At 37.2% G+C, this 24135-nt stretch carries 29 protein-coding genes and 1 other annotated feature; of the genes, 23 read left to right on the top strand and 6 right to left on the bottom strand.

Annotated elements, in window-relative coordinates; genetic code table 11:
- Positions 1 to 20 precede the first annotated feature (20 nt).
- Together DN410_RS01370 and DN410_RS01365 are read right to left on the bottom strand one after the other, a co-directional pair.
- Positions 21 to 608, bottom strand: a complete 588-nt coding sequence (locus tag DN410_RS01370; RefSeq protein ID WP_149175007.1) for a thioredoxin family protein — start codon at positions 606 to 608, stop codon at positions 21 to 23.
- A gap of 33 nt (positions 609 to 641) precedes the next feature.
- The gene (locus DN410_RS01365; protein WP_149175006.1) at positions 642 to 1073 is read right to left on the bottom strand and encodes a YrvL family regulatory protein; all 432 of its coding nucleotides are present in this window, start codon (positions 1071 to 1073) and stop codon (positions 642 to 644) included.
- Positions 1074 to 1235: 162 nt separating this feature from the next.
- On the opposite strand from DN410_RS01365, the gene DN410_RS01360 reads away from it, so the two are divergent.
- Together DN410_RS01360 and DN410_RS01355 are read left to right on the top strand one after the other, a co-directional pair.
- On the top strand, positions 1236 to 1655 hold the full coding sequence (locus tag DN410_RS01360; protein ID WP_000081430.1) for a MarR family winged helix-turn-helix transcriptional regulator: 420 nt from the start codon (positions 1236 to 1238) through the stop codon (positions 1653 to 1655).
- A gap of 136 nt (positions 1656 to 1791) precedes the next feature.
- Positions 1792 to 1947 (top strand): hypothetical protein, encoded by a 156-nt coding sequence (locus DN410_RS01355; protein WP_000184928.1) that lies wholly within the window; start codon positions 1792 to 1794, stop codon positions 1945 to 1947.
- A 22-nt stretch (positions 1948 to 1969) separates the two neighbouring features.
- Here the strand turns inward: DN410_RS01355 and DN410_RS01350 are convergent, their stop codons facing one another.
- Complete coding sequence (locus tag DN410_RS01350) at positions 1970 to 3205, bottom strand: dicarboxylate/amino acid:cation symporter (protein WP_149175005.1); 1236 nt, start codon at positions 3203 to 3205, stop codon at positions 1970 to 1972.
- Positions 3206 to 4406: 1201 nt separating this feature from the next.
- On the opposite strand from DN410_RS01350, the gene DN410_RS01345 reads away from it, so the two are divergent.
- Positions 4407 to 5750, top strand: coding sequence for a TrkH family potassium uptake protein (locus DN410_RS01345; protein WP_149175004.1), 1344 nt, complete (start codon positions 4407 to 4409; stop codon positions 5748 to 5750).
- A 34-nt stretch (positions 5751 to 5784) separates the two neighbouring features.
- Here DN410_RS01345 and DN410_RS01340 read toward each other — a convergent pair whose 3' ends face one another.
- A complete protein-coding gene (locus DN410_RS01340; protein WP_149175003.1) occupies positions 5785 to 6153 on the bottom strand; it encodes an imidazole glycerol phosphate synthase in 369 nt (122 codons plus the stop codon).
- A 130-nt stretch (positions 6154 to 6283) separates the two neighbouring features.
- Between DN410_RS01340 and ytfJ the strand changes: the two genes are divergently transcribed.
- Together ytfJ and DN410_RS01330 are read left to right on the top strand one after the other, a co-directional pair.
- Positions 6284 to 6751: a GerW family sporulation protein gene (ytfJ, locus tag DN410_RS01335; RefSeq protein WP_149175002.1), complete on the top strand. Its 468-nt coding sequence runs from the start codon at positions 6284 to 6286 to the stop codon at positions 6749 to 6751.
- Between the two features lie 108 nt (positions 6752 to 6859).
- Positions 6860 to 6949 (top strand): hypothetical protein, encoded by a 90-nt coding sequence (locus DN410_RS01330; protein WP_000608227.1) that lies wholly within the window; start codon positions 6860 to 6862, stop codon positions 6947 to 6949.
- Positions 6950 to 7303: 354 nt separating this feature from the next.
- Here the strand turns inward: DN410_RS01330 and DN410_RS01325 are convergent, their stop codons facing one another.
- Positions 7304 to 7543: a YkuS family protein gene (locus tag DN410_RS01325; RefSeq protein WP_149175001.1), complete on the bottom strand. Its 240-nt coding sequence runs from the start codon at positions 7541 to 7543 to the stop codon at positions 7304 to 7306.
- A gap of 86 nt (positions 7544 to 7629) precedes the next feature.
- Positions 7630 to 7869 carry a DUF3911 family protein gene (locus tag DN410_RS01320; protein WP_149175000.1) on the bottom strand — a complete coding sequence of 80 codons (240 nt, stop codon included), beginning with the start codon at positions 7867 to 7869 and terminating at the stop codon, positions 7630 to 7632.
- Between the two features lie 59 nt (positions 7870 to 7928).
- On the opposite strand from DN410_RS01320, the gene DN410_RS28700 reads away from it, so the two are divergent.
- The 18 genes from DN410_RS28700 (at position 7929) to hisE (ending at position 24133) form a co-directional block, all read left to right on the top strand.
- Entirely contained in the window at positions 7929 to 8144 is a 216-nt protein-coding gene (locus DN410_RS28700; RefSeq protein ID WP_149174999.1) for a hypothetical protein, read from the top strand.
- A 140-nt stretch (positions 8145 to 8284) separates the two neighbouring features.
- Positions 8285 to 9181, top strand: a complete 897-nt coding sequence (ilvE, locus tag DN410_RS01310) for a branched-chain-amino-acid transaminase (protein WP_001005502.1) — start codon at positions 8285 to 8287, stop codon at positions 9179 to 9181.
- A 16-nt stretch (positions 9182 to 9197) separates the two neighbouring features.
- Positions 9198 to 9424: a binding site (T-box leader), on the top strand.
- Between the two features lie 72 nt (positions 9425 to 9496).
- Complete coding sequence (ilvB, locus tag DN410_RS01305; RefSeq protein WP_149174998.1) at positions 9497 to 11197, top strand: acetolactate synthase large subunit; 1701 nt, start codon at positions 9497 to 9499, stop codon at positions 11195 to 11197.
- The gene (ilvN, locus tag DN410_RS01300) at positions 11194 to 11703 is read left to right on the top strand and encodes an acetolactate synthase small subunit (protein ID WP_000822946.1); all 510 of its coding nucleotides are present in this window, start codon (positions 11194 to 11196) and stop codon (positions 11701 to 11703) included. Before ilvB ends, ilvN begins: the two co-directional genes overlap by 4 nt.
- 26 nt (positions 11704 to 11729) lie before the next feature.
- Entirely contained in the window at positions 11730 to 12740 is a 1011-nt protein-coding gene (gene ilvC, locus DN410_RS01295; protein WP_149174997.1) for a ketol-acid reductoisomerase, read from the top strand.
- A 1-nt stretch (position 12741) separates the two neighbouring features.
- Complete coding sequence (leuA, locus tag DN410_RS01290; protein ID WP_149174996.1) at positions 12742 to 14262, top strand: 2-isopropylmalate synthase; 1521 nt, start codon at positions 12742 to 12744, stop codon at positions 14260 to 14262.
- Between the two features lie 77 nt (positions 14263 to 14339).
- Positions 14340 to 15404, top strand: coding sequence for a 3-isopropylmalate dehydrogenase (gene leuB, locus DN410_RS01285; protein WP_071709854.1), 1065 nt, complete (start codon positions 14340 to 14342; stop codon positions 15402 to 15404).
- Positions 15404 to 16798 carry a 3-isopropylmalate dehydratase large subunit gene (leuC, locus tag DN410_RS01280; RefSeq protein ID WP_149174995.1) on the top strand — a complete coding sequence of 465 codons (1395 nt, stop codon included), beginning with the start codon at positions 15404 to 15406 and terminating at the stop codon, positions 16796 to 16798. Before leuB ends, leuC begins: the two co-directional genes overlap by 1 nt.
- On the top strand, positions 16776 to 17357 hold the full coding sequence (leuD, locus tag DN410_RS01275) for a 3-isopropylmalate dehydratase small subunit (RefSeq protein ID WP_149174994.1): 582 nt from the start codon (positions 16776 to 16778) through the stop codon (positions 17355 to 17357). The genes leuC and leuD overlap by 23 nt, the downstream gene beginning before the upstream one ends.
- Before the next feature lie 308 nt (positions 17358 to 17665).
- Positions 17666 to 18928, top strand: a complete 1263-nt coding sequence (locus DN410_RS01270) for an ATP phosphoribosyltransferase regulatory subunit (protein ID WP_149174993.1) — start codon at positions 17666 to 17668, stop codon at positions 18926 to 18928.
- Positions 18904 to 19539, top strand: coding sequence for an ATP phosphoribosyltransferase (gene hisG, locus DN410_RS01265; protein ID WP_149174992.1), 636 nt, complete (start codon positions 18904 to 18906; stop codon positions 19537 to 19539). Before DN410_RS01270 ends, hisG begins: the two co-directional genes overlap by 25 nt.
- Positions 19540 to 19549: 10 nt before the next feature.
- Positions 19550 to 20839 carry a histidinol dehydrogenase gene (gene hisD / locus DN410_RS01260; RefSeq protein ID WP_149174991.1) on the top strand — a complete coding sequence of 430 codons (1290 nt, stop codon included), beginning with the start codon at positions 19550 to 19552 and terminating at the stop codon, positions 20837 to 20839.
- The gene (gene hisB, locus DN410_RS01255; protein ID WP_149174990.1) at positions 20839 to 21423 is read left to right on the top strand and encodes an imidazoleglycerol-phosphate dehydratase HisB; all 585 of its coding nucleotides are present in this window, start codon (positions 20839 to 20841) and stop codon (positions 21421 to 21423) included. Before hisD ends, hisB begins: the two co-directional genes overlap by 1 nt.
- Positions 21424 to 22053, top strand: a complete 630-nt coding sequence (gene hisH, locus DN410_RS01250; RefSeq protein WP_149174989.1) for an imidazole glycerol phosphate synthase subunit HisH — start codon at positions 21424 to 21426, stop codon at positions 22051 to 22053.
- Positions 22026 to 22745, top strand: coding sequence for a 1-(5-phosphoribosyl)-5-[(5-phosphoribosylamino)methylideneamino]imidazole-4-carboxamide isomerase (hisA, locus tag DN410_RS01245; protein ID WP_149174988.1), 720 nt, complete (start codon positions 22026 to 22028; stop codon positions 22743 to 22745). The genes hisH and hisA overlap by 28 nt, the downstream gene beginning before the upstream one ends.
- Complete coding sequence (gene hisF, locus DN410_RS01240) at positions 22739 to 23497, top strand: imidazole glycerol phosphate synthase subunit HisF (RefSeq protein ID WP_149174987.1); 759 nt, start codon at positions 22739 to 22741, stop codon at positions 23495 to 23497. The genes hisA and hisF overlap by 7 nt, the downstream gene beginning before the upstream one ends.
- Entirely contained in the window at positions 23494 to 23799 is a 306-nt protein-coding gene (gene hisI, locus DN410_RS01235) for a phosphoribosyl-AMP cyclohydrolase (RefSeq protein WP_149174986.1), read from the top strand. The genes hisF and hisI overlap by 4 nt, the downstream gene beginning before the upstream one ends.
- A gap of 10 nt (positions 23800 to 23809) precedes the next feature.
- A complete protein-coding gene (gene hisE, locus DN410_RS01230) occupies positions 23810 to 24133 on the top strand; it encodes a phosphoribosyl-ATP diphosphatase (protein ID WP_149174985.1) in 324 nt (107 codons plus the stop codon).
- The last annotated feature ends 2 nt before the right edge of the window (positions 24134 to 24135 follow it).

The raw sequence follows: 24135 nt of genomic DNA, 5'->3' as shown, positions 1-24135 counted from the left end.
TGCCGAGTTCGGCAGTTTTTTTATTTTACTACTTTTTCCATCATACTTTCCATTACATGTTCCCAAAGAGAAGTATCATCAGCTAACGTAGCACGGAAATTAGCGTACATTTCTTTTTGTTTCTCTTCGAATGTCGGGTCTTCTTTTTCAGGCAATGTAGCGCGCATTGAAGTTACTAACTCTTGTACTTTTGGAGCACGTGGTCCCCAAACGGCTTGTTCGTTTCCATCTTTATCAATGAAAATAAAGATTGGAATCGCGCGTGCTGTTTCATTTGTTAAATATTGATCCATTAATTCTAAGTTTTCATCACGAATTAATAATGACATATCAATATTTGCAACTTCAGAAATTCGTTTCATAACGGGTACGCATAAAAGAGCGTCACCGCACCAATCAGCTGTTAATACGATAACACGCCAGCCATCATTTTGACGTTCTTCTAATACAGGAAGTAATTCATTTGGAATTAAAAAGTTATTGTAAATATGCAGTAGCTCGTATTGATTTACTTTCATTTCATTCACATATGTATCAAAGGACATACCTTTATCAGCCCATTGTTGTAAGTTCATAAATAACACCTCTTTAGTAAGATTTGCTTTCATTGTACCAATTTTTATATAGAAAAGCTTGTATTCTTACTTTTTCTTATCACTTAATAATTTATTTAATAAGAAAAGGAAGAGTACGACACATAATTCAGCTATGTTGGACATTTGTACGCTCTCTATCCAGTCGTCGGCGGTATGTATGACAAACCAATCTAGCGTAATTTCAATGATGGAGAGCAGGGCGATTGAGAGCCAATTGGGTATACTTGTCATCATTGGATGTAGGAGTCCTTTAAAGAAAATGAATATAAAATATGTAATGCCATCTAATAAAAGAATAAGTAAAAAAAAGAGTAGTAGAGCTGTTTTTGATGAATATTCTATACCTGTAATTTGAAAGATTCCTACATATACAAAAAATATAAATGCAAAAAATATAATGAGAAACAGAATAACAAAACCAATAATCAAAGTCTTATCTTTTAGATTAAGATTAGAAAATTTGTCCTCTTCACTCACTATTCCAACTCCTTTTTTTGGAAATTCAACTTTATTGTATCATGAAATATATACTGAAAAACTACGAATTATGGGAAAATAAGGTGACAAAAAGTAAGATTTCATGTAAAATTATTAATAAGGTTTTTATTTAACCAAATGAAATAAAAGGGGCTGTCAAAGTTGTCTCAAAATCGAGAGCAATTAATGGAAGAACTATCGACAAATGTTTTTGCTATGTTTCGCACGTTGCGTAATGATATCGGAAAAATATTTGGTGGTTACATACCGTGGAATGAGTTCATTGTCCTTAGAATATTAAATCGTGCGAATAAAGAAATGGTATCACGTGTAGCGAATGAGTTAAATGTGTCGAATAGTCATATTACAGCTGTTACAGAAAAATTAATTAATAAAGGTTTTGTAACTCGTTCACGTTCTACGTCAGATCGCCGAGTTGTGTATTTGGAGATTACAGAACAAGGAAAAGATTTAGTTGCGAAAATGGAAGGCGCGAAAAAACAATACTTACAAGAAAGATTTTCTGCGCTTTCAGAAGATGAAATGAATATAATGATTTCTATTTCTAAAAAACTTATATAAGTAATTATAAACAAGAAAACGTTTACGTAACGACAAAGAAGACGTTCCTCATATGTGGAACGTCTTCTTTCTTGTTTGAAAGATTATAAAAAATAAAATATGTATCATACTACTAGTAAAGGAAGGAGGTAGAAATATGACAAATCGTAATGGTAGTAAAGGGAGCGGTAATCAAGGTTCACCAAAATCAGGCCAGTTTAATCAAGAATTTAGTACTGAATTTGAAACTGGTAACGATAATAAAGGGAAAGAATATCGTTCAAAAAAAGGAAGTAAATCAAAAAAGGAGTGAAATGATTCACTCCTTTTTTGATTTAAGATGCTGCAGATTGATTCGTATTATATTTTTCTTCTGATTTTGCGACAATCATTGCGCAAATTGCATCACCGGAAATATTGACAGCTGTTCTAGACATATCTAAAATGCGGTCAATACCGATAATTAAAGCGATACCTTCTACTGGTAGATTTACTTGATTTAATACCATCGTAAGCATTACAAGTCCAACGCCTGGTACGCCAGCAGTACCGATACTTGCTAGTACAGCAGTTAATACGACCATAGCTAATTGAGATAAAGTGAGATCAACTCCGTATACTTGAGCGATAAATACAGTTGCTACCCCTTGCATAATGGCAGTTCCATCCATATTAATCGTTGCACCTAGTGGTTGTACAAAAGAGCTGATTGCTTTTGGAACCCCCAGTTTCTCTTGTGCAGTTTTCATTGCAAATGGAAGAGATGCATTAGAGCTAGATGTACTAAATCCAATTGCCATTACCGGCCCGAAATGTTTAAAGAAACGAATAATACTTTCTTTTGCTAATACTTTTAGTAAGCCGCCGTATACGAAGACACTGTGAATGATGAGTACCAACATAACGACAATCATATACTTGAACATCGCAGCGACGCCTGCAAGACCCATTTTACCAACGGATGAAGCGAGCAATCCGAATGTCCCAATTGGAGCTAATTTCATAACGAGATTAACAAGATACATCATTAATTCGTTGCCCTGTTCAAGTAATGAATGGATACCTTGAACCCGTTTTCCTAAAACAGCTAAACCGAGTCCAATCAATGCGGCAAAGGCAATGATTTGTAACATGTTTCCATCGGCCATCGCTTTTGCTGGGTTATCTGGTACGATATTTAGCAATGTGTCGACGAAAGATGTTTCCGTTCTTGCTCCCTCATACTTAAGACCTTCCGTGTTAAAGTTACCGCCAGCCCCTGGCTTTATAATAAGTGCAAAGGTAACGGCGATAGAGATGGCAACAGCTGTTGTTACAAGGAAGAATGAAATGGATTTTAAACCGATTCGTCCAAGTTGTTTTGGATCTCCAAGCCCAGCAGCTCCAAGTACGATAGAAATGAATACAACAGGAACAACTAGCATTTTAATAAGACGAATAAATAGTTGACCAAGTGGATTGAACACATATTGATTTAATGGATCGAAAATGGATGGAGCGGCTAAATTTAAAGTGAGTCCGACAGCTAGACCGAGAAATAATGCAATTAAGATTGCTTTTGTTTGCTTCATAAAATCCCCCCTTATTTTTGTGAAACCGCTTTCTAAAATAATTGTACCGAAAAAATACCTATTTTGACAATATTTTCTGAAAATTTAGTATAAAAATATTCTATTTAAATATAGATGGATTTTACTGAAATGAGCAGAGAAAATTAAATTATGGACTTAGAAAACAAAATAGACCATCGCATAGGATGGTCTAGGGAAGGGGACAATTTATGTCAATTTAATTAGGGATGGAAGCTATTCAAAGACACTGGGGAATGTCTTAAAAATTAGGGAGGAACAGCTTCGATACGTATACTATAAAATGCAGATGTGACTTCCGTGTGAACATAGGGTGAAAGAGAGAGGGAGTTTGAAATAGAGGATAGAGTAAACAAAAAAATAAGACCATCATATGATGGTCTAGGGAAGGGGACAATTTATGTCAATTTAATTAGGGATGGAAGCTATTCAAAGACACTGGGGAATGTCTTAAAAATTAGGGAGGAACAGCTTCGATACATATACTATAAAAGATAGGTGTGACACTCGTGTGAACATAGAGTGAAAGAGAGAGGGAGTTTGAAATAGAGGATAGAGTAAACAAAAAAATAAGACCATCATATGATGGCCTAAGGAAGGGGACAATTTATGTCAATTTAATTAGGGATGGAAGTTGTTCAAGACACTGGGGAATGTCTTAAAAATTAGGGAGGAACAACTTCGATACATACACTATAAAAGATAGATGTGACCCTCGTGTGAACATAGGGTGAAAGAGAGAGGGAGTTTGAAATAAAAAGGTAGAGCGAACAAAAAAATAAGACCATCACATGATGGCCTAGGAAGGGGACAATTTATGTCAATTTAATTAGGGATGGAAGTTGCTCAAGACACTGGGGAATGTCTTGAAAATTAGGGAGGAACAACTTCGATACATATACTATAAAAGATAGATGTGACCCTCGTGTGAACATAGAGTGAAAGGTATGAGGATTTGAGAAATGATACATATAAAATGATTGTTGCGAGAGTTGTAGAGTAAGAATAAATATAATAGAAAGTGTTTTGTCATAAAATGAAGTGAAGTTCGAGTATAAATAAAAGTTGAAAACTATGAAAAAAAGGACTATGCTCAACTATATTATAAGAATATAAGGTTTATCCCGCTATTTAAGGTTTCTTATAAGCCTTTAGTTATGAGGGGAAAAAGGAGTTAGTGAATATGGAAGTAACAAAAAGACAAGGACTGTATAATCGTTTTATACGATTAAATCCACCACAAATATTAGCATTAGGTTTTTTCTGCTTAATTGTGGTTGGCGGTTTGTTATTAAAGTTACCATTCGCAACGAAAGTACATATTAGTTGGGTAGATGCTTTCTTTACGGCAACGTCAGCAGCAACTGTAACGGGATTGGGAGTAGTAGATACTGCAAGTACGTTTACGATGTTTGGCGAAATTGTAATTATGTTTTTAATTCAAACAGGCGGTCTAGGTCTTATGACAATTGCCATTTTAATTGTTTGGGTGTTAGGTAAAAAAATCGGATTACGTCATCGCTTATTAATTGGAGAGGCATTTAATCAGACAAATATAGGTGGTCTCGTAAAATTAGTAAAACGTGTCTTTATATTTTCGATTTGTATTGAGTTTATTGGAGTCATCTTTTTATCATTTCGTTTTATTCCAGAGTTTGGCTTTGGAAAAGGTGTATACTATAGTATTTTTCATGTGATTGCATCTTATAATAATGCTGGATTTGCTCTATGGCCGGATAATTTAACAAGGTATGTAGGCGATCCTATTATTAATATTGGGATTTGCTCTTTAATCGTAATAGGTGGTCTCGGATTTACCGTATTAATTGATATATGGTATAGCCGTAGTTTTCGAAAACTATCGCTTCATTCCAAAATCATGATTGTTGGAACAGTAGCGCTAAATGTGATAGCGATGATTGTGATTTTTGTATTGGAATATAATAATGTGAAGACGTTAGGGAATTTACCTTTAAATGAAAAGCTATGGGCTTCTTTCTTCCAAGGTATTACTCCTCGTACTGCTGGATTTAATACAGTTGACTACGGAGGGATGGAAGAATCATCTATATTATTTACGATGGTTTTAATGTTTATTGGTGCAGGAAGTGTATCGACAGGTGGAGGGATTAAATTAACAACGTTTGTTATTTTAGTTACATCTGTCCTCTCTTTCTTTAGAAAGAAAGAGGAAATCGTATTATTTCAGCGTACCATTAAAATGTCGACAGTAACGAGAGCGTTAGCAATTGCTGTCGCCAGCCAAATACTCATTTTTACAGCGGTATTTGTATTGATGCTTACAGAAGATTTCAGTTTTATTCAGTTATTATTTGAGACAATTTCAGCGTTTGGTACAGTGGGATTAACAATGGGGATTACTGCGAAGCTGTCGGCGTTCGGAAAATGCATCATTATGTTTGTTATGTTTTGCGGATTAATTGGACCGTTAACACTTGTGTTTTCTTTGGCGCGACCAGCAAAACAAAAAATTAAATATCCATCAGAAGATGTATTTACAGGATAAGGTATCCCGCATAAAGCGAGATACCTTTTTCTTTTTAAAAAAGGGAGAACAATAAACCGATAAGCGCTACGCGGAATAAAATCGCGATAAGGGCTGCAATACCACCGACAATCGCAGCGATACCACCAGTTACAGTAGCACCACGATTATAAGCGTAAATTCCTAGTAACACAGAAACAAGACCAAATAGTGTTGGGAAGGTGAAGAGTGATAATATAGATAAGGCAAGAGCGATAAAACCAGCAGTTGATCCAGCGGCTGACGACCTTACATCATCTTTAGTATCTTTATCATCGTAATCAATACGCTGTGGTGCAACTTCAGCAGCATATTCTTCTTTATAGTCACTATAGTCACTATCTATTCTATCTCTTCTTTTATAATCATCAAATTTCTCAGTCAAAGTCATGACTCCTTTCATAACAAGGTTCAGTAGTAGTATGTATCTCTTTTTCTTTTTTATCCGAACGTGTACAGGGAGTAATATCCATTTAAAAGGTGAAAATTGTTTTTTTGAAATAGGAAAACTTAGTATGACTTCCTCTATTTTGGAAAGTATAAAAAAGAATAATGAGGAAAGGGTGCAGTACATAATGGAACATCCAATTGAAAATTTAATGAAAACAGCAATGACAAATTTAAAAGAGATGGTAGATGTAAATACGATTGTCGGTAGTCCGGTTTCCACAGCTGACGGAAATGTAGTATTAACAGTATCTCAAGTTGCTTTTGGTTTTGGTGCTGGTGGAAGTGACTTTAAAGGGGATTTTACTTCCGAAAAACATAATAGTGGACAAGGACAGCAGAAAGAGAACAGGAAAGGGCATCCATTTGGGGGCGGAAGTGGTGCTGGGGTATCCATTAGCCCAGTTGCTTTTTTAGTAGTTGGTTCTAATGGTGTACAAGTATTGCATCTCAATAGTAGTACACATTTGATTGAAAAAGCTTTAAATACTGTACCGAGCACCGTAGATAAATTTGTAAATGGTCGTCAAAAGTGAACTTGCATTTTTTAGGAATTATGATATATTAGAAAAAGTGCGCTTTAGGACGATCGGAATAATTGAAATGTAAATATATATGATGTGTGAAATAAGGGAGAGGAATGTATGATTAATATCAAAAACTTGGTAGTTGGCTTATTTATGCTAGTAAGCGGTTTTGTTGTATATGTAATAAAAGAAAAGGCTCCATTCTAAAACAGACAAACCGTTAATGTCTGTTTTTAATTTACAAAAAAATGTTGACATATTATTGTATTGGTGTTAAAATTTTATTTCGTGTCTCGGTTACAGCTAGTGTAAAGTGAATATCTCTTATGAATACAATACGAAAAGTTTGCGAAAGATCGGGTAATTTTATCAACAACTTTTGTGAACAAACCCTATAAATTGTATTTGTAAGCTTTATATGTATACTAGTGAATCAAGGAGCGGTCAGTGGAACCGTAATGATGAGAGAGAGGTAGGGCTTTCATCCAGTATATGTTACTTTCCCGTTAGGTGAATATAAAAAAGAGGACTCCTTTTTAAAAGGAGTCCTCTTTCATTTTTTTAAGTGCGACTTTCAACTTGTTGACAAATTTCATCAGTTGTTAAACCATGGGCTGTAATTACTGATCCTTTTATTGATGCATCTGCAATACCCATCATATTAGAATCTTGCCCAGTTACAACACAACAATCGCATCCTTGTGCATCATGTTCTGAGTTAAGTGTAACGACTTCATGTCCCTGTTGCTGAAGAGCTTGTTGAACATCTGTTAATGAGTTTTCAACGCCAATTCTAGCCATAATTCTCACCTCCTACCATCTAGTTGCTAGTATGCGCAAGTCCATCGCATATATTTATGGAAAGATGGTAGGAAGTATATGTTTATTTAATCGTTATACACGCCAGTAAGCATTTGACTAACGAATTGATCGTTTAATGTATCTTGGGCAGAAGGAGTATTTGAATGAATGTCGATTGAAGCAATAAAGTTATTTTGTTCTTTCGTATTTGGTTCTACCTCTACATAATTATCGAATTTACAAAAACCTTTTGTATCCATTAGATCAAATAGTTGTAGCATCTCTACTACCTCTTGTCTCGTTCCTTTAATTTGTACACACGCCATATTTATTTCCTCCTTCATTTTGACAAATTGTTTTTTAAAAATAGGATTATGATTCCGAAATGAAAAATATGAATGTTATTTTTAGACATCTTTGTTTTTATTATTTTCCCCCTTTTTCAGCAAAAGGCGCTGTATATTCCCGAATTTATAAAAACGGACGTCCGTTTATTGAATACAATAGATTCGTATCAATTGATGAAAATCCTTCTTTTAAACAAATATTTTTTTTAGTGGAAATTGGCGAAAAAAATTTTTTGACTTTTTGTAAACGTTAACAATGTTGTTAAATCAATATAAACAAAGATGTACGTACGAATAAAATTAAAAATTTTCTAAAAATTCTCTTGATTTATTTGGAAAGGAGAGTAAACTAGGAAACAATAAAAAATTCATAGAACATAGGGGGCGCTTTCCAGTGAACGAGCAATGGATTTTCTTAAATGGAGAATTTGTTCCAAAAGACGAAGCAAAAGTTTCAGTATATGATCATGGCTATTTATATGGCGATGGAGTGTTCGAAGGAATTAGGGTATATAGCGGTAATGTTTTCCGTTTGAGAGAACATCTTGTCCGGTTATATGAATCAGCGAAATCCATCATGTTAGAAATCCCGTACACGTTAGAAGAAACAACGAAAATCGTTGTTGAAACGATTCGACAAAATAAACTATCTAATGGATATATCCGCCTCGTTGTATCAAGAGGATCTGGGAATCTTGGATTAGATCCTGATTCCTGTAAGAAACCGAATGTAGTAGTAATCGCAGAACAGTTATCTTTATTTCCGCAAGAATATTACGAAAAAGGGATTCCGGTCGTAACAGTTGCAACACGCCGAAATCGTCCAGATGTTTTATCACCTCAAGTCAAATCTTTAAATTACTTAAATAATATTTTAGTTCGCATCGAAGCGAAATTAGCTGGAGTGCAAGAAGCACTTATGTTAAATGATCAAGGGTACGTAGCGGAAGGATCAGGAGATAACGTATTTATTGTAAAAGGAAATAAATTAATTACACCACCAAGTTCTGCTGGAGCGTTAGAAGGTATTACTCGAAATGCGATTTTAGAAATAGGTGAAAAACTTGGATATGACGTTAGAGAAGAGTTATTTACAAGGCACGATGTATATGTAGCTGATGAAGTCTTTTTAACAGGAACGGCTGCTGAAGTAATTGCTGTTACGACAGTAGATGGTAGAACGATTGGTTTAGGGCAAACGGGTCCACATACGAATCGTCTATTAGAAGAATTCCGAAAGCTAGTCGTAGCGGATGGAGAGAAGATTTACGAAGAAAATAAAGTTGGATAATAACTCTTTATAACATAAGAAAGCGTTGATAGGGAGGAGTAGTTGATTGTGAAGCCTCACAGAGAGTCGGTGGTTGCTGAAAACCGATGGTTCACGTCGACGAACATCGCCCTTGAGTGCTAAGCTGAAGCGTTTGTCTAGGCTTAGACGGTAGCTCCGTTATTAGCTAGACTCATCCCGAGTCACTGAGGCAAGAGTATTCTTGCAAAGAAGGGTGGTACCGCGAAATCTTTCGTCCCTTCAGCACATAGCTGGAGTGTGGACGTAGGATTTTTTTATTGTATAAAAGTGTGAAAAAGGGGGCTTATAAGAAAAATGTCTTCAAAAACGGAAGAGAAACTAGCAACTGGTGCACAGCTATTGTTAGAAGCGCTTGAAAAGGAAGGAGTAGAAGTGATTTTCGGTTATCCAGGAGGTGCTGTTTTACCTTTATATGATGCAATTTATGACTGTGAAATTCCGCATATTTTAACGAGGCATGAGCAAGGTGCGATTCACGCTGCTGAAGGATATGCCAGAATTACTGGAAATCCAGGAGTTGTAATTGCGACGAGTGGGCCAGGCGCTACAAATGTTATTACCGGTTTAGCTGACGCAATGATTGATTCCTTGCCACTTGTAGTATTTACAGGTCAAGTAGCAACAACGTTAATTGGAAGTGATGCTTTCCAAGAAGCGGATATTATGGGGCTTACGATGCCGGTGACAAAACATAATTACCAAGTACGAAAAGCATCCGACGTACCTCGAATTATTAAAGAAGCATTTCATATTGCTAGAACAGGACGACCAGGCCCAGTCGTTATTGATCTTCCGAAAGATATGGTAGTAGAGCAAGGGGAACGATGTAATGACGTACAAATGGATTTGCCAGGTTACAATCCAAATTATGAACCGAACTTACTTCAAATAAACAAATTATTACAAGCAATTAGGGTTGCGAAAAAGCCGTTAATTTTAGCTGGAGCAGGTGTATTGCATGCGAAAGCCTCAAAAGAATTAACAAGTTTTGCTCGAAAATATGAAATTCCTGTTGTGCATACATTACTTGGTCTTGGTGGTTTTCCACCAGATGATGAACTATTTTTAGGAATGGGAGGAATGCATGGTTCTTACACAGCGAATATGGCGTTATATGAATGTGACTTATTGATTAATATAGGTGCAAGATTTGATGATCGTCTTACTGGAAATTTAGCTTATTTTGCTAAAGAGGCGACTATCGCACATATTGATATTGATCCAGCAGAAATAGGGAAAAATGTTCCGACTGAAATTCCTATTGTTGCAAGTGCTAAGCGGGCGCTGGAAGTAATACTTCAATCAGAAAGAGAGAAAGAAAATCATCATGAATGGCTTTCTTTATTAAAGGATAGAAAAGAAAAGTATCCATTATCTTATAAACGGAATTCTGAAAGTATTAAACCTCAATATGCGATTGATATGTTATATGAAATTACGAAAGGAGAAGCGATTGTAACAACAGACGTTGGACAACATCAAATGTGGGCAGCGCAATATTATCAGTTGAAAGATCCAGATAAATGGGTAACTTCTGGAGGATTAGGAACGATGGGATTTGGATTTCCAGCAGCAATTGGTGCACAAATCGCGAAGCCTGATGAACTAGTCATTGCAATTGTAGGTGATGCTGGGTTTCAAATGACATTGCAAGAATTAAGTGTATTAAAAGAACATTCTTTGCCGGTTAAAGTGTTTATTTTAAATAATGAAGCTTTAGGAATGGTAAGGCAATGGCAAGATGAATTTTATAATCAAAGGTATTCACATTCTTTATTGCCATGTCAACCAGATTTCGTCGCTCTTGCGAATGCGTATGGCATAAAAGGTGTTCGTATTGATGATCCACTTCTTGCAAAGAAGCAATTACAGCAAGCGATTGAATTACAAGAACCAGTCGTAATTGATTGCCGTGTACTTCAATCTGAGAAGGTTATGCCGATGGTTGCACCAGGGAAAGGTGTTCACCAAATGGAGGGAGTGGAAAAAAGGTGAAGAGAATTGTTACAGCGACAGTTCGTAATCAAAGTGGTGTGTTAAACCGAATTACAGGCGTTATGACACGAAGGCACTTTAATATTGAAAGTATTTCAGTAGGTCATACGGAATCATCGGACATTTCGCGGATGACGATAGTTGTGCATGTTGAAAATGAACAGCAAGTGGAGCAGTTAATTAAACAGCTTCATAAGCAAATTGATGTTCTGAAAGTATCAGATATTACAGAAGAAGCGATGATTGCTAGAGAGCTTGCTCTTATTAAAGTAGCAACTTCTGTAGCGAGGGCGGAATTATATAGTTTGATTGAACCGTTTCGAGCCGCTGTAATAGATGTTGGGAAGGATTCCATAGTTGTGCAAGTAACAGGTACACAGGATAAAGTAGAGGCGTTAATTGAATTGCTTCGACCATACGGTTTGAAAGAAATCGCTAGAACGGGTGTAACAGCCTTTACACGTAGTATGAAAAAGCAAGATAAGCAAGTTATGTTAATTCAATAATCATTTAAATATAGGGGGAAAAGAAAATGGCAAAAGTTTATTATGAAAAAGATGTAACGGTAAATGTATTAAAGGAAAAGAAAGTAGCGATTATCGGATATGGCTCACAAGGTCATGCTCATGCACAAAACTTACGCGATAACGGATTTGATGTAGTAGTGGGATTAAGGAAAGGTAAGTCTTGGGATAAAGCCAAAGAAGATGGGTTTTCTGTATATACAGTAGGGGAAGCGGCAAAACAGGCAGATGTAGTAATGATTTTACTACCAGATGAACTGCAGCCGGAAGTATATGAGGCAGAAATTGCACCAAATTTACAGGCAGGAAATTCTCTCGTGTTCGCACATGGATTTAATGTTCACTTTGATCAAGTGAAACCACCAGCGAATGTAGATGTATTTCTAGTGGCGCCGAAAGGTCCAGGACATCTAGTACGCCGTACGTTTAGTGAGGGCGGGGCTGTTCCAGCATTATTTGCAGTATATCAAGATGCAACAGGAGTTGCGACTGAAAAGGCACTTTCTTATGCTGATGGAATTGGAGCGACGAGAGCTGGTGTATTAGAAACGACGTTTAAAGAAGAAACAGAAACAGACTTATTTGGAGAGCAAGCAGTACTTTGTGGAGGCGTGACTGCGCTTGTAAAAGCAGGGTTTGAAACATTAGTTGATGCGGGCTATCAACCTGAACTTGCATATTTTGAATGTTTACATGAACTGAAACTCATTGTTGACCTTATGTATGAAGGTGGGCTTGAAAATATGAGATATTCAGTTTCAGATACAGCACAGTGGGGAGACTTCGTATCCGGGCCACGTGTTGTGACTGAAGATACGAAGAAAGCGATGGGGGAAGTACTAGCGGAAATTCAAGATGGCACATTTGCAAGGGGCTGGATTGCGGAGCATAAAGCAGGAAGACCTCAATTCAATGCGACAAATGAGAAAGAAAATGAACATGAAATCGAAGTAGTTGGACGTAAATTACGTGAAATGATGCCTTTCGTACAGCCGCGAGTAAAGGTAGGGATTAAATAATATGAAGCAGGTTTTGTTCATGGATACGACGCTTCGTGATGGCGAACAATCACCAGGAGTTAATTTAAATGAACAAGAGAAATTGCAAATTGCAAAACAACTTGAGCGACTTGGCATTAATGTCATGGAGGCTGGATTCGCAGCAGCTTCCGAAGGTGACTTCCAATCGGTAAAACGTATTGCAAATACAATTCAAAATGCTACGGTTATGAGTCTAGCTAGGGCGAAAGAAAGTGATATTCGAAGAGCCTATGAAGCTGTGAAGGGTGCTGTATCTCCTCGTTTACATGTATTTTTAGCTACGAGTGACATTCATATGAAATATAAGCTTTGTATGTCGAAAGAAGATGTGCTAGATAGCATTTATCGCTCGGTTACACTCGGGAAATCGTTATTTCCGACAGTACAATTTTCTGCAGAAGATGCGACAAGAACATCGAGAGATTTTTTAGCTGAAGCAGTAGAAGTTGCGATTCGTGCAGGAGCGAATGTAATTAATATTCCAGATACAGTTGGATATACGAATCCAGAAGAATATTATTCTCTTTTTAAATATTTACAAGAATCCGTTCCATCCTATGAAAAAGCAATATTTTCTTGTCATTGTCACGATGATCTTGGGATGGCAGTAGCAAATTCATTAGCTGCGGTTGAAGGTGGAGCGCTGCAAGTGGAAGGAACAATTAATGGAATTGGAGAAAGAGCAGGGAATGCGGCCTTAGAAGAAGTTGCGGTTGCGCTTCATATTAGAAAAGATTTCTATAAAGTGGAGTCTTCTATGACGCTAAAAGAGATTAAATCGACAAGTACGTTAGTAAGTCGTTTAACAGGTATGGTTGTACCGAAAAATAAAGCAATCGTTGGAGCAAATGCTTTTGCTCACGAATCAGGTATTCATCAAGATGGTGTTTTAAAGGAAGTAACGACATATGAAATTATTGAACCGTCACTTATAGGAGAATCTCAAAACCTATTTGTACTTGGTAAACATTCTGGGCGTCATGCGTTTACGGAAAAAATGAAAGAGCTTGGTTATGAGTTTACCAATGAAGAGCGTGATACGGTATTTGAAGCATTTAAAAAATTAGCAGATCGTAAAAAGGAAATTACCGAAGAAGATTTACGTGCGCTTATGCTTGGTGAAGCAGCATTTGCGGCGCAGCAATATAACATTAAACAATTGCAAGTACATTTCGTATCAAATAGCACACAATGTGCGACAGTCGTCCTGAAAGATGAGGAAGGAAATGTATACGAAGATGCAGCAACTGGTTCTGGAAGTATTGAGGCAATTTATAATGCAATCCAAAGAATTTTAGGATTAGAATGTGAATTGGCGGATTATCGCATACAATCTATTACACAAGGTCAAGACGCACTGGCTCATGTTCATGTTGAATTAAAAGAAGGAACTCATCAAGTATCAGGTTTTGGTGTTGCGCAAGACGTATTGGAAGCATCGGCGAGAGCTTATGTCCATGCAGCAGGGAAATTAAAATCTTATATATCACTTGTAAAGTAAGTGTTTGATAGGTGAGGGAAACTTTCCTCATCTATCACATTAAAGTTCTGAAAATTCAGTTAAAAGGAGTGTTGAAATTGGAAAAACGTATCGTTTGTTTAGCTGGTGATGGTGTTGGCCCGGAAGTTATGGAAAGTGCGAAGGAAGTATTGCATATGGTAGAGAGGCTATATGGACATCATTTTCATTTGCAAGATGAGCATTTTGGTGGTGTTGCTATCGATTTAACGGGGCAACCATTACCACAGCGAACACTTGCCGCTTGTTTAGCGAGCGATGCGGTTTTACTTGGAGCAGTCGGTGGACCTCGTTGGGATAGTGCGAAAGAAAGGCCGGAGAAAGGATTATTAGCATTAAGAAAAGGACTCGGTGTATTTGCGAATGTTCGCCCTGTAACAGTAGAAAGTGAAACTGCACATTTATCCCCATTGAAAAACGCTGAAGAAATTGATTTCGTTGTTGTTCGGGAATTAACAGGGGGAATCTATTTTTCTTATCCGAAAGAACGAACGGAAGAAGTAGCGACAGATACACTTACGTATCATCGCCATGAAATTGAACGTATCGTTTCGTATGCTTTTCAATTAGCGAGTAAGAGGAAGAAAAAAGTAACATCAATTGATAAGGCAAATGTTTTAGAGTCTAGTAAACTATGGAGAACTGTAACAGAGGAAGTAGCACTTCGCTATCCAAATGTGGAATTAGAGCACATTTTAGTAGATGCGGCAGCTATGGAATTAATTCGGAATCCAGGACGCTTCGATGTTATTGTAACAGAAAATTTATTTGGTGATATTTTAAGTGATGAGGCTTCTGTATTAGCTGGATCATTAGGGATGCTTCCATCAGCAAGTCATGCTGAAAATGGTCCTTCATTATACGAGCCTATTCACGGATCAGCACCGGATATTGCGGGGAGAAATAAGGCGAATCCAATTGCAATGATGCGTTCTGTTGCAATGATGCTTGGGCAGTCATTCGGATTAACGAGAGAAGGATGTGCAATTGAATCTGCAATTTCTGCAGTGCTTAAATTAGGGAAATGTACAGCGGATATCGGAGGGGATGAGACAACAACTTCATTTACGAAGGCAGTTATGCAAGAGATGGAAGAGCAAGCGCTAGTAGGGAGAGGAAGATAATGGGGAAAAGGTTGCTAGATAAGCTTTGGGAAAAACACGTAGTTGCGACAAATGAAAATGGGTTGGACTTATTATATATTGATCTTCATCTCGTTCATGAAGTAACGTCACCGCAAGCCTTTGAGGGCTTGCGGCTGGCAAATCGAACAGTCCGCAGACCGGATTTAACATTTGCAACGATGGATCATAATATTCCAACGAAAGATGTTTGGAATATTACTGATCGCATTGCGAAGCAGCAATTGGATACACTTCGTGAAAATTGCAAACAATTTCAGGTGCCATTAGCGGATATTGGTGATGAAGAACAAGGGATCGTTCATGTTATTGGGCCAGAACTTGGACTTACACAACCAGGGAAAACGATTGTCTGTGGTGATAGTCATACAGCAACGCATGGTGCTTTCGGTGCGCTAGCATTTGGTATTGGTACGAGTGAAGTGGAGCATGTATTAGCAACGCAAACGCTGTGGCAACGAAAGCCGAAAGCAATGGGCATTGAGTTAAAAGGAAAGTTACCGCAAGGTGTTTATGCTAAAGATATTATTTTGCATCTCCTTTCAAAGTACGGCGTAGCAGTTGGAACAGGTTACGTAATGGAGTTTTACGGAGAGACAATTCATGCTATGGATATGGAAGAGAGGATGACGCTTTGCAATATGGCAATTGAAGGGGGGGCAAAGGCTGGCATTATTGCGCCAGATGAAAAAACATTTTCTTACGTAAAGGGGCGTGAATATGCACCGAAAGACTATGAATCTATTAAGAAGAAATGGTCAGAACTTTATACAGATTCAGATGCCATTTATGATTTACATATTTCGATAGATGTTTCAGGTTTAGCACCATACGTTACGTGGGGAACAAATCCGAGTATGGGTGTTCGCATTGATGAAAAATTGCCAGAAAAGTATGATGCAAATGATGAAAGAGCATTTTCATATATGGGATTGAGTCCTGGTCAAAGTACGTATGACATTCCAGTTCAACATGTTTTCATTGGATCTTGTACAAATTCCAGGCTTTCTGATTTAGAAATTGCCGCATCTGTCGTGAAAGGTAAAAAGGTAAAAGAAGGTGTGCGGGCACTTGTTGTACCTGGATCTCAAAGGGTAAGAGAAGCTGCGATGCATAAAGGATTACATCGCATATTTGAAGAAGCGGGATTTGAATGGAGAGAGCCCGGATGTTCAATGTGTCTCGGAATGAATCCAGATCAAGTACCTGAAGGAGAACATTGTGCATCTACTTCAAATCGAAATTTTGAAGGAAGACAAGGAAAAGGGGCGCGAACGCATTTAGTTAGCCCGGCAATGGCGGCAGCGGCTGCGTTATATGGTCATTTTGTTGATATTAGAAAGGAGAGTTATGATGGAGCCATTTCGTATTCATAAAGGTACTGCCGCAGTACTGATGAATGATAACATTGATACAGATCAAATTATTCCGAAGCAATATTTAAAGAGAATTGAAAGAACCGGTTTTGGAAAGTTTTTATTTGATGAGTGGCGATATGATAATGGCCGTCATGAAAATCCTAACTTTCCTCTGAATGCACGAGAAAGAAAAGGAGCTAGTATATTAATTACTGGGGATAATTTTGGGTGCGGTTCTTCAAGAGAACATGCTCCGTGGGCACTTGCTGATTATGGTTTCCGTGTTATTATCGCGGGTGGTTTTGCAGATATTTTTTATATGAATTGTATGAAGAATGGTATGTTACCGATTGTGATGGATAAAGAGACGCGTGAACAACTTGCTAAAACGGATGCGCGAGAACAAATTGAAGTTGATTTAGAAAATGAAGTAATTACAACGAATACGCACAGGTTCCATTTCACAATCGAAAAAATGTGGAAAGAAAAATTAGTAAATGGCTTAGACGAAATTAGCATTACAATGCAATATGAACAAGAAATAAAAGAGTATGAAAGAAAAGTAGTTTTATATTAATTGATAACAGAATATTAAAAATGTATTTACATTCAGAATTAACTGTTATATAATATGTGAAAATCAGAGGAGAAAGGGAGTAAGTATTATGAATACAATACAATCTATTACAGTGCTTACACAACTACATCATCATACATGAAACCCTTGAACCTAGCGTGAAAACGTGTAGGTACAAGGGTTATTCCCGTTGTACCTACACTCTACTAAAGAGCCTTGTAGGTATTTTGTCTACAAGGCTCTTTTTATTTTCGGTTTAGGTGAATGAAATGGGCATACATTAGAAAGGGAAAGGTGTGAGAATTTAGATGACAAAGTGGAAAAGGGCAAATCCGAATGGAACGAGAGATTATTTATTTGAAGAGTGTACGTTAATCGAGGAAGTGGAACAAAATTTAAGGCGTACATTTTTAGAGAGAGGCTATGAGGAAATAAGGACACCTACAATTGAGTTTTATGATGTGTTTGCTTTTCAAAATCGGCCGATAGATGAAGAGAAGATGTATAAATTTTTTGATGAAAAGGGACGGATTATTGTACTGCGTCCTGATATGACGATTCCTTTAGCGAGAGTGATTGGAACGCAGAGATGGGATACGCCACTTAAAGTGACGTATAGCGGGAATGTATTTCGAGCGAATGAGTCCCATTCTGGAAAGTATAATGAAATCGTGCAAAGTGGTATTGAAATTATCGGGATCGATAATGTAAGAGCTGAAATTGAATGTGTAATAAGTGTCATTCAAGCACTTCAAAAGTTGAAGGTGAAATCTTTTACAATTGAGATTGGGCAAGTACAGTTATATAAATGTATTGTAAAAAAACTCTCCATCCATGATGAAGAAGAGAAAGTACTTAGAACTTATATAGAAAGTAAGAATTACGCTGCCCTCTCAAATTTTATCGAAGAAAGGAGATTAGACCGCTCTAATGAAACAGTAAGCTTACTTGAGAAATTGCCAAGGTTATTTGGAAATTTAGAAGTGATTGAGGAAGCGGAAAAACTTGCTTCAAGTAATGAAATGAAAATGGCCATTGCAAGAGTGAAAGAAATATATGAAGCAATTGAAAAACTCGGATATGGATCTTACATATCTATTGATTTAGGGATGATTCAACATTTGGATTATTATACGGGTGTTATTTTCAAAGGTTATATATATGAAATTGGAGAAGAGATTGTTAGTGGCGGAAGATACGATGAGTTAATTGGCAATTTTGGCGATATGGTGTCGGCGGTTGGACTCGCGGTACAAGTAAATCAAATCGTTAAGGCATTGCAAGAGCAGCAAGTATCGTATGAACGAGAGTCAATAGATATGCTGATTCATTATGAGTTAAATAGAGTAGCGGAAGCAGAAAGATTACGAACCTTACTTCGAAAGGATGGAAAGAATGCTAGGTTATCTCTATTCTCTAATTTAAACGACACCTTTCAATTTGCGAGAAAAAATAAAATCGTAACGGTCGTTGAGGCAAAGAATGAATCATTAGTGGAATATGTTTGGAAAGAGAAATGGGTCGTTCAGAAAGAAGGGGAGACTTCATGCGTAACATTCAAATTGCGTTAACGAAAGGAAGGCTAGAAAAGCATGTGATTCCATTGTTTGAGCAAATTGGAATTGATTGTTCAGAGCTTAAAGATAAAGGGAGAAAGCTTGTCTTTCAAAGTAAGAACACAAATATTTCATTTATTTTAGTGAAAGCGGTAGATGTTGCTACTTATGTAGAACATGGCGTGGCTGACATCGGTGTTGTTGGAAAAGATATTTTAATGGAAAACGAGAAAGATGTATATGAAATGGTAGATTTAGGCGTGGGGATGTGCAAGTTTTGTGTCGCTTCTATTCCTACGTATAATCCGAAGAGTTACCGGAAGAAACGAATTGCTACGAAATATCCGCATATCACTTCCAATTATTTTCACGAAAAGGGGGAAGATGTAGAAATAATAAAAATAGAAGGTTCTGTAGAAATTGCTCCTCTTTTAGGATTAGCAGATGCAATTGTTGATATTGTTGAAACGGGAAAAACATTACAAGAGAATGGACTCATTGTATTTGAGGAAATGTATTCTATATCAGCTCGAGTAATTGTAAATAAGGCAGCTTTAAAAACCAAAAAAGACGAAATATTCAGTATTATAAATATGATGGAGCAAGAAATTTTGTCAGGGAAATAGGAGGATTAAAATGGAAATCATTTATGAAGATTTCAAAGAGGCATTAACGAAAATAAAAGTGCTAAGAGAAAAAGCTAATATAATAGAAGAAACTGTTCAAAGAAGTGTAAGAGAAATTGTTCAAAACGTAAGAGAGAGTAAAGATGAGGCTTTATCTTTGTACACAAAAAAGTTTGATGGTGTGGAGGTTGCAAATTTTCGTGTAAGTGAGGAAGAGATAAAAAAAGCGAGTATGTTAGTGGAACATTCTTTTTTAGAAGCGTTGCAAGAAGCGAAGAGAAACATTGTCTCCTATCACGAAAAGCAAAAGAGGCAATCGATGTTTGACTGCGTGAGTGAGGGGGTAATTAGAGGGCAACTCATTCAGCCGTTAGAAAATGTAGGTGTATATGTGCCGGGCGGTACGGCTGCTTACCCTTCATCCGTATTAATGAATGTATTACCAGCCAAAATCGCAGGTGTGAAAAAAATTATAATGGCAACACCGCCGAGAGAAGAAGGAATTGACCCACATATATTAGCGGCCGCAAATCTTGCGGGGGTAGATGAAATTTATATGGCCGGTGGTGCGCAAGCAATTGCTGCTTTAGCGTATGGGACGGAATCGATTCCGAAAGTGGATAAAATAGTTGGACCGGGAAATTTGTATGTTGCTCTAGCGAAGCGAGAAGTATATGGAATAGTAAATATCGATATGATTGCTGGTCCATCAGAAATTGTAGTTATTGCTGATGAAACAGGGAATGCCAATTATATTGCTGCTGATTTATTGTCACAGGCAGAGCATGACGAAAGAGCAACAGCGATTTGTATTACAACGAATATAGAGCTAGCAAAAGGAGTAGAAAGAGAGATTGAAAGACAGTTAGGGACATTACCAAGAAGTGAGATTGCTCGTGAAGCTATAAAAAGAAATGGAGCAATTTGTGTTGTTCCTTCATTAGAAAAGGCATTCCAATTATCAAATGAAATCGCTCCGGAACATTTAGAGTTACATATAAAAGAACCGATGAATGCTCTAGCTTATGTGAAGCATGCAGGATCTATTTTCCTTGGACCATATACACCTGAGCCGCTCGGTGATTATTTGGCAGGACCGAATCACGTGTTACCGACGAGTGGAACGGCAAGATTCTTCTCTCCGTTATCAGTCGATGATTTTGTAAAAAAGTCAAGCTTCGTTTCTTATACAGAAGAAGCGCTAAAGAGTGTACAACATCATATTGTTGAACTAGCAAATAAAGAAGGTTTGCATGCACATGCGAGAGCAATCCAAATTAGATTCAAGGAGGAAAAATAATGCGTGAGTTCAGTCAAGTACGTGAAACGACAGAAACAAAAATTAAACTAAGTTTGCAGCTCGATGAAAGTACGAATGTTTCTGTGCAGACGGGAGTGGGTTTCTTCGATCATATGCTAACTTTGTTTGCAAGACATGGAAGATTTGGTTTGCAAGTTGAAGCGGAAGGGGATGTATTTGTCGACGCTCATCATACAGTTGAAGATGTAGGAATTGTACTCGGAAATTGTTTGAAAGAAGCATTGCAAAATAAAGAAGGGATTAATAGGTACGGATCGGCTTATGTACCGATGGATGAGTCTTTAGGATTTGTCGCTATTGATATAAGTGGGCGCTCGTATATTGTATTTCAAGGGGAATTAACTAATCCGAAGCTTGGGGATTTTGATACAGAACTAACAGAAGAATTTTTTAGAGCAGTTGCTCATGCTGCCAATATTACATTACATGCTCGCATTCTATACGGAAGTAATACACATCACAAAATTGAAGCTTTATTTAAAGCATTTGGTCGAGCGCTTAGAGAGGCAGTCGATAAAAATGCCAATATTACTGGTGTAAATTCAACGAAGGGGATGTTGTAATTGATTTCCATTATAGATTATGGCATGGGGAATATTCGCAGTGTAGAACAAGCATTACAATACGTTGGAGCAGAGTATGTCGTAACGAGTGATAAGGAAGAAATATTGGGAAGTGATGGAGTTATTTTACCGGGAGTAGGCGCATTTCCGAAAGCGATGGACGTATTAGAAGAAAAAGATTTAGTGTGTGTACTTAAAGAAATTGGGGATATAGGGAAACCGCTCCTTGGTATATGTTTAGGAATGCAGCTTTTATTTGAAAAAAGTGAGGAATTAAAAGAATGTAGTGGATTACACTTATTGCCTGGTGTTATTCGAAAGTTAAAAGTTCCTTATAAAATCCCGCATATGGGGTGGAATGAATTAACGAAAGAAAGGGAGTTTCCGCTTTGGAATGGGATAGAAGACAGTGCCTTCGTATACTATGTTCATTCTTATTATGCGGATTGTCCGGATGAAATTGTATGTGGGGCAAGTGAATATGGAGTGCGCGTACCTGGTTTTGTAGCGAAAGGAAATGTATTTGGTGCGCAGTTTCATCCTGAAAAAAGTGGAGAGATTGGAATACGTATTTTAAAGAATTTTAAAGGAGTGGTAGAAGAATGGAAATTTTCCCAGCTATCGATTTAAAGGAAGGGCGATGCGTTAGACTTTATCAAGGAGAGTTTAGTAAAGAAACTGTCATGAATGAAGATCCGGTGGCACAAGCAATTATATTTGAAAAACTTGGAGCGAGAAGGCTACACATTGTCGATTTAGATGGTGCAATTGCTGGAGAGTCATTAAATTTGTCCGTCATTGAAAGGGTATGCAGAGCGATACGTATTCCCGTGCAAGTTGGAGGAGGGGTTCGATCACTTGCAGCAGTGGAGAAGTTATTATTAGTCGGTGTAGATAAGGTGATTTTAGGAACAGCTGCCCTTTATGATAAGTCATTTTTAGAAGAAGCGATTCGTTTATATAAAGAGAAAATTATCGTTGGAATTGATGCGAAAAATGGTTTTGTAGCAACGAGGGGTTGGCTTGATGTGTCTGAAATTTCTTATATTGATTTAGCGAAACAGATGGAAAAATTGGGTGTTCAAACACTTGTGTTTACGGATATTTCGAAAGACGGGACGCTTGCAGGACCGAATTTTGAGCAATTAACGTCATTACAAAATAGTGTTGATATTCGTCTTATCGCTTCTGGAGGAGTGGCAACTATTCAAGATGTAAGAAAATTAAAAGCTATGAACATATACGGCGTCATAATTGGAAAGGCATTTTATGAGAAAACGATTGATTTAGAAGAAGTGTTACAGGTAACAAAGTTATGTTAGCGAAACGAATTATTCCATGTCTAGATGTGAAAGAAGGAAGAGTCGTAAAAGGGGTGAATTTTATAGGATTACGAGACGTTGGTGATCCTGTCGAAATAGCTGCTTTATATAATGATGCGGGAGCCGATGAAATTGTATTTTTGGATATTACTGCGACGCACGAAGGAAGAAAAACGATTCTGGATGTTGTAGAAAAAACGGCCTCAAAAATATTTATTCCTCTTACAGTAGGCGGAGGGATTTCTAATGTTCAAGATATATATAATTTACTAAGATCTGGTGCGGATAAAATTTCGATTAATTCAGCAGCTATACGGAATCCAAGGATAATTCAGGAAGGAGCAGAACATTTTGGCTCACAATGTATTGTCACAGCAATTGATGCTAGAAAAGTAGCGGAAGATAGGTGGAATGTATACGTGAACGGAGGCAGAGTTGATACAGGGATAGATGCGATAGAATGGGCGAAGCGCGTTGTCGAGCTAGGGACAGGTGAAATTTTGTTAACGAGTATGGATGCGGATGGAACGAAAAATGGATATGATCTTCAGTTAACAGAAGAAATTTCAAAAAGTGTTTCTGTTCCAGTCATTGCGTCAGGTGGATGTGGTCATGCTGATCACATTATAGAAGTCTTTCAAAAGACAACAGTCGATGCAGCATTAGCGGCATCCATCTTTCACTACGGTGAGGAAACTATGCAGAGTGTAAAGAGAAAGTTAAGAGAAGCTAACGTTGAGGTGCGGCTATGAAACCTAACTTTTCAAAAGGATTACTGCCAGCGGTTGTGATTGAGGAACATACAAAAGAAGTTTTAATGCTAGCTTATATGAATGAAGAAGCATATGAAAAAACGCTGAAAACGAAAAAAACGTGGTTTTATTCTCGCTCGAGACAATCGTTATGGAATAAAGGAGAAACGTCAGGAAATGTCCAATATGTACAATCGCTTTATTTAGATTGTGATCAAGATTCAATTGTTATCGTCGTAAAGCAAGTAGGACCTGCCTGCCACACGGGAGAGAAAACATGTTTTCACTATAAAATTATATAGGGGGATACATATGGAAGATAATCTGAAAGTATTATTTGAAACAATTGAAGGGCGAAAGAGAAATCCATTACCTGAATCATATACAAATTATTTATTTTCAAAAGGAGAAGATAAAATTTTAAAGAAGATTGGAGAGGAGTGTGCGGAAGTAATCATCGCATCTAAAAATAATGATAAAGATGAACTCGTAAAAGAAATGGTTGATGTGTTGTATCACTGTTTTGTTCTATTAGCTGAAAAAAATATCGCATTGGAAGATGTCATGCGAGAAATAAAAGAACGAAATGGAAAGCTTTCGAGAGTAGGGGATCGAAAAGAAATAGATACATTATAAGG

This window comes from Bacillus sp. SH5-2 (assembly GCF_008368905.1).
Classification (GTDB): domain Bacteria; phylum Bacillota; class Bacilli; order Bacillales; family Bacillaceae_G; genus Bacillus_A; species Bacillus_A luti.
Note: the sequence above shows the minus strand (reverse complement) of the source record. Positions and strands in the feature narration are given on the sequence as shown.